The 4,060-nt window shown below is 65.9% G+C and carries 4 protein-coding genes; 1 reads left to right on the forward strand and 3 read right to left on the reverse strand.

Annotated elements, in window-relative coordinates; all coding sequences use genetic code 11:
- Nucleotides 1-412, forward strand: a 412-nt coding sequence (locus tag VFG49_RS15140) for a cytochrome b (protein ID WP_324861967.1), incomplete at its 5' end; no start/stop codon positions are given.
- Here the strand turns inward: VFG49_RS15140 and VFG49_RS15145 are convergent.
- The 3 genes from VFG49_RS15145 to VFG49_RS15155 form a co-directional block, all read right to left on the reverse strand.
- Entirely contained in the window at nt 413-1,156 is a 744-nt protein-coding gene (locus VFG49_RS15145; RefSeq protein ID WP_324861969.1) for a nuclear transport factor 2 family protein, read from the reverse strand.
- Between the two features lie 187 nt (nt 1,157-1,343).
- The gene (locus tag VFG49_RS15150) at nt 1,344-1,883 is read right to left on the reverse strand and encodes a DUF6496 domain-containing protein (protein WP_324861971.1); all 540 of its coding nucleotides are present in this window, start codon (nt 1,881-1,883) and stop codon (nt 1,344-1,346) included.
- 205 nt (nt 1,884-2,088) lie between these two features.
- On the reverse strand, nt 2,089-3,945 hold the full coding sequence (locus VFG49_RS15155; protein ID WP_324861973.1) for an ABC transporter ATP-binding protein: 1,857 nt from the start codon (nt 3,943-3,945) through the stop codon (nt 2,089-2,091).
- Between the last annotated feature and the right edge of the window lie 115 nt (nt 3,946-4,060).

Below are 4,060 nucleotides of genomic sequence, written 5' to 3' on the forward strand. Positions count from 1 at the left end.
CGCCCTGCCCGCGGACATGCCGCCACTGATGCAATGGATGGCGCATGCATCGCACTGGGCGCTGTATGGCCTGATGATCGCGATGCCGCTTATCGGCTGGGCCATGCTCTCGGCCGGCGGTTACCCGGTGATGCTGGGAAGCTCGCTGCACCTGCCGCCCATCCTGTCGGCCAGCGCTACGTCGTTCGCGTGGCTACGCGAAGCGCATCGCTACCTGGCCTATCTGCTGTTCCTCACAATACTCGGGCACATGGGCGCGGCGCTGTATCACGCATTGATCCGACGCGATGATGTGTTTCCAAGCATGACATTCATGCGGCGCAAGCCGGTTCACGCCGATGAAGTACCCGTGGTTGTCGTCACGGGAGCCAGCTTGCCCGAGCCCACTGCGCCCAGGCCACCCGAGCCATGATCAGGCGTCGCGATCCAGGCGCAAGTCATTGAACTTGCGCCGCTCGATCAGCGAGGTGACCTTGCCTTGCGCGTCGCGCTGGAAGATGAAGAGGTTGCGTTCGTCGTCACTGCCCATGAACACCTCCCTGGCGATGGGCTCCAGCGTATTGGCCTGCGCGCCGGCCCTGGTGACGAGGCGGAGCACGCCGTGGTCATTGCTGATCTTCCACACGCGATCGGGTGCGTAGCGATAGCTGCCTTCGTAGTCGCCGGGTTGCAGTCCGGTAACGGCAAGCTTCGGCGGCTCGGTGGGCAGCGTGACATCGCCGTAGCCGGCGAGCTTCCAGGCGTTGCCCTGCTTCACGAATGTGAGCAGCGACTGGTAACGCACCACCAGGTTCTGGCCGAACACGCTTTCGCGTTCGTATTCCTCCACCTGCAGGATGGCCGTGTCGCCGTACTGCTGTACGTGCGGATCGCGCAGCTCGATGCTGCCTGAAAAACCTTTCGGGAAAGGATGAAGCGAGGCCACCGTATCGGCCTTGTGCGCCACGCGACCGAATTCGTCGACGAGGACAGCGTCGTCGGTAAGCGCGTTCTCCCATACGGCGCGATCACCCGTGGGCAGCGCATCCACCAGCGCCTGCGTGGTCCGAAGCAGTTCGTCGCGCAGCGATTTGGGCGCTTCCGCGGCCCGCGCTGGCATCAGGGCGCCGGGCACGACACAGGCGGCCAACAGGACGGCAAGCATCGATATGCGCATGGCGGACTCCTCCGGAACGCATGGGAGCCTGCGCGCGGACGAAACCCGTCGCCTGTGCTTGAAGTCATGTCGGTTCGCTAGCGGCCAATCTCAACGATCGGTAGTGCGTCGGAATCCGCGGCCCGGAGGGGAACCTCTGGCCCACAACAACTTCGTCGACGTGAATCGCCGGCGGCCCGGGCGAAGTTCAGCGCGTACGCGCCCGCATGGCGCGCGTGCGGGCCGCCCGCGTCGCGGCGGCCGACCGGCTGGCCGCGCTGCGGTGCGCGGCGGCCTTCTTCGCTGCCGCCTTGCGCACGGTGGGGCCCTTGGTCTTCGCCGCCTTTTTCGCGGCCGACGAACGCTCGGCCGGCGTGCGCTTCGCCGCCGCCTTGCTGGCATGGCGTGACAACGCCTTCTTCGAGGCCGCTTCGGTGCCTTCGCGCTTGAGCGCCTTCAGCGCGGCCCGGCTGCGCGTGGCCGAAGTTTCCGAGCTCGCCTTGCGGGAAGCAGGTTTCTTGCGCGCGCTCTTTCCCGCCGCGGCAGCTTTCTTGGCCGGTACCTTGATACCGGCGCGGCGAGCCTCGGACAGGCCGATGGCGATGGCCTGAGAAGCCGAACGCGCACCGTGCTTGCCTTCGCGGATGTGTTCGATCTCCTCGCGCACAAACTCGCCGGCCTGCGTGCTGGCGGCCTTGCCCTCACGCTGGTCCTTGCGCGCGCGTGCCAGGGCGGTCTTGGAAGGCATGACGCTGCTCCGATGAAGGAATGAAAGCCGCATGCTGCCGGTGCCGCCGTGAAGCATGGGACAAAGCGATGCTAAGGCGTGTGGATTGCAGCGATGTGTTTGTCGCGGCGGTGGTGCGTGCAGCGTGCAAGAAACGGTTGCCGGCATGGCGGAGGCCGCGGTCGCGCACAGGGTGCGCTCCCACAACGGGTTGCTCCGGGCGTCATCAGGCGATCGCGCTGTCCTCGGCGGGATCTTCCGCGGCCACGAAGCCTCCGGTCTGGCGCTTCCACAAGCGGGCGTAGAGGCCGCCGTGCGCGATCAGCTCGGCATGCGTACCGGTTTCCACGATGTTGCCCTTGTCCATCACCACCAGCCGGTCCATGCGGGCGATGGTGGACAGGCGATGCGCGATGGCGATCACCGTCTTGCCGCGCATCAGCAGCTCCAGGCTGTCCTGGATGGCCGCCTCGGCCTCCGAATCGAGCGCCGAGGTGGCTTCGTCCAGGATGAGGATGGGCGCGTCCTTCAGCAGCACGCGAGCGATGGCGATGCGCTGGCGCTGGCCGCCGCTGAGCTTCACGCCACGCTCGCCCACATGCGCGTCGTAACCCACGCGCCCCTCGCCGTCCACCAACTGGGGGATGAACTCGTCCGCCCTCGCCTTGCGCACGGCCTCGATCACCTGCGCCTCGCCCGCATCGGGACGGCCGTACAGCAGGTTGTCGCGGATGGAACGGTGCAGCAGCGAGGTGTCCTGCGTCACCACGCCGATCTGGGCACGCAGGCTTTCCTGGTTGACGCTGGCGATGTCCTGCCCGTCGATGAGGATGCGCCCGCCTTCCAGGTCGTACAGGCGAAGCAGCACGTTCACCAGCGTGGACTTGCCCGCGCCCGACGGGCCCACCACGCCGATCTTTTCGCCGCCACGCACGTCGAGATTCAGGCCCGAAATGACGCCGCCCTTCTTGCCGTAGTGGAAGTGGATGTCATCGAAGCGCACGTTGCCTTCGGTGACTTCCAGCGGCATGGCGCCTTCGCGGTCCTGCACGGCGCGCGGCCTGGAGATGGTCTCGATGCCGTCCTGCACGGTGCCGACGTTCTCGAAGATGCCGTTGACCACCCACATGATCCAGCCGGACATGTTGTTGATGCGGATGACCAGGCCGGTGGACAGCGCAATGGCGCCCACCGTCACCTTGCCCTGACTCCACAGCCAGATGGCCAGCGCGGACGTGCCGACGATGAGGAAGCCGTTGAGCGTGGTGATCGCAGCGTCCATCGCGGTGGTAAGGCGCGTCATCGCACGCATGCGCGTGATCTGCTCGCCCATGGCATCGGCGACATACTGTTCCTCGCGCTGGGTATGCGCGAACAGCTTGAGCGTGAGGATGTTGCTGTAGCCGTCCACGATGCGGCCCATCAGGCGCGAGCGTGCCTCGGACTGCTTCCACGAGCGCTCCTTGGTCCGCGGCACGAAATACGCCAGCGTCGCCACGTAGGCACCCAGCCACAACACCAGCGGCAGCGCGAGCCAATAGTCCGCCTTGGCGAACATCACGATGGCGCTGCCCGTATAGATGGCCACGTACCAGATGGCGTCCACGATCTGCACCGCCGATTCGCGCAACGAGCCAGCCGTCTGCATGATGCGGTTGGCGATGCGCCCGGCGTAGTCGTTCTGGAAAAAGCCCAGGCTCTGGCGGATCACATAGCGGTGGTTCTGCCAGCGGATGCGGTTGGTGAGGTTGGGCACGATGGCCTGGTTCACCAGCAGGTCGTGCAGGCTCAGCAGCACCGGCCGCGCGATCAGCACCACGAAGCCCATCCACAGCAGCTCGCGCCCGTGCAGCCGGAAGAAATCCGCGGCCGGCGTGCCGTTGGCCATGTCCACGACGCTGCCGATGAAGCCGAACAGCGAAACCTCCACGATGGCCACGCCAAAACCCACCACCAACGCGGCGACAAATACCGGCCACACCTGGCGCAGGTAGAACACATAGAAGCGCCATACCGACTGCGGCGGCATGCCGTCGACGGGTTCCTTGAACGCGTCGATCAGCGATTCGAACCAGCGGAACACCATGGGGATCGTCCTTGGGAAACGGCAATGCGCAACAGCTTGTGAGTGAAGGCTGGGGACGGGAGTTTCAAGCAGTGCGGCGGTCCTTTCTCTCCCTGTAGAAGCGCACCCAGAG

It is taken from the genome of Dyella sp. (genome assembly GCF_035685885.1).
Taxonomy (GTDB): Bacteria; Pseudomonadota; Gammaproteobacteria; order Xanthomonadales; family Rhodanobacteraceae; genus Dyella.

Excerpts from the sequence above, each read along its gene's own strand:
- VFG49_RS15150 (WP_324861971.1), bottom strand. The coding sequence starts at position 1,883 with ATGCCTTCCAAGACCGCCCTGGCACGCGCGCGCAAGGACCAGCGTGAG.
- VFG49_RS15145 (WP_324861969.1), bottom strand. The coding sequence starts at position 1,156 with ATGCGCATATCGATGCTTGCCGTCCTGTTGGCCGCCTGTGTCGTGCCC.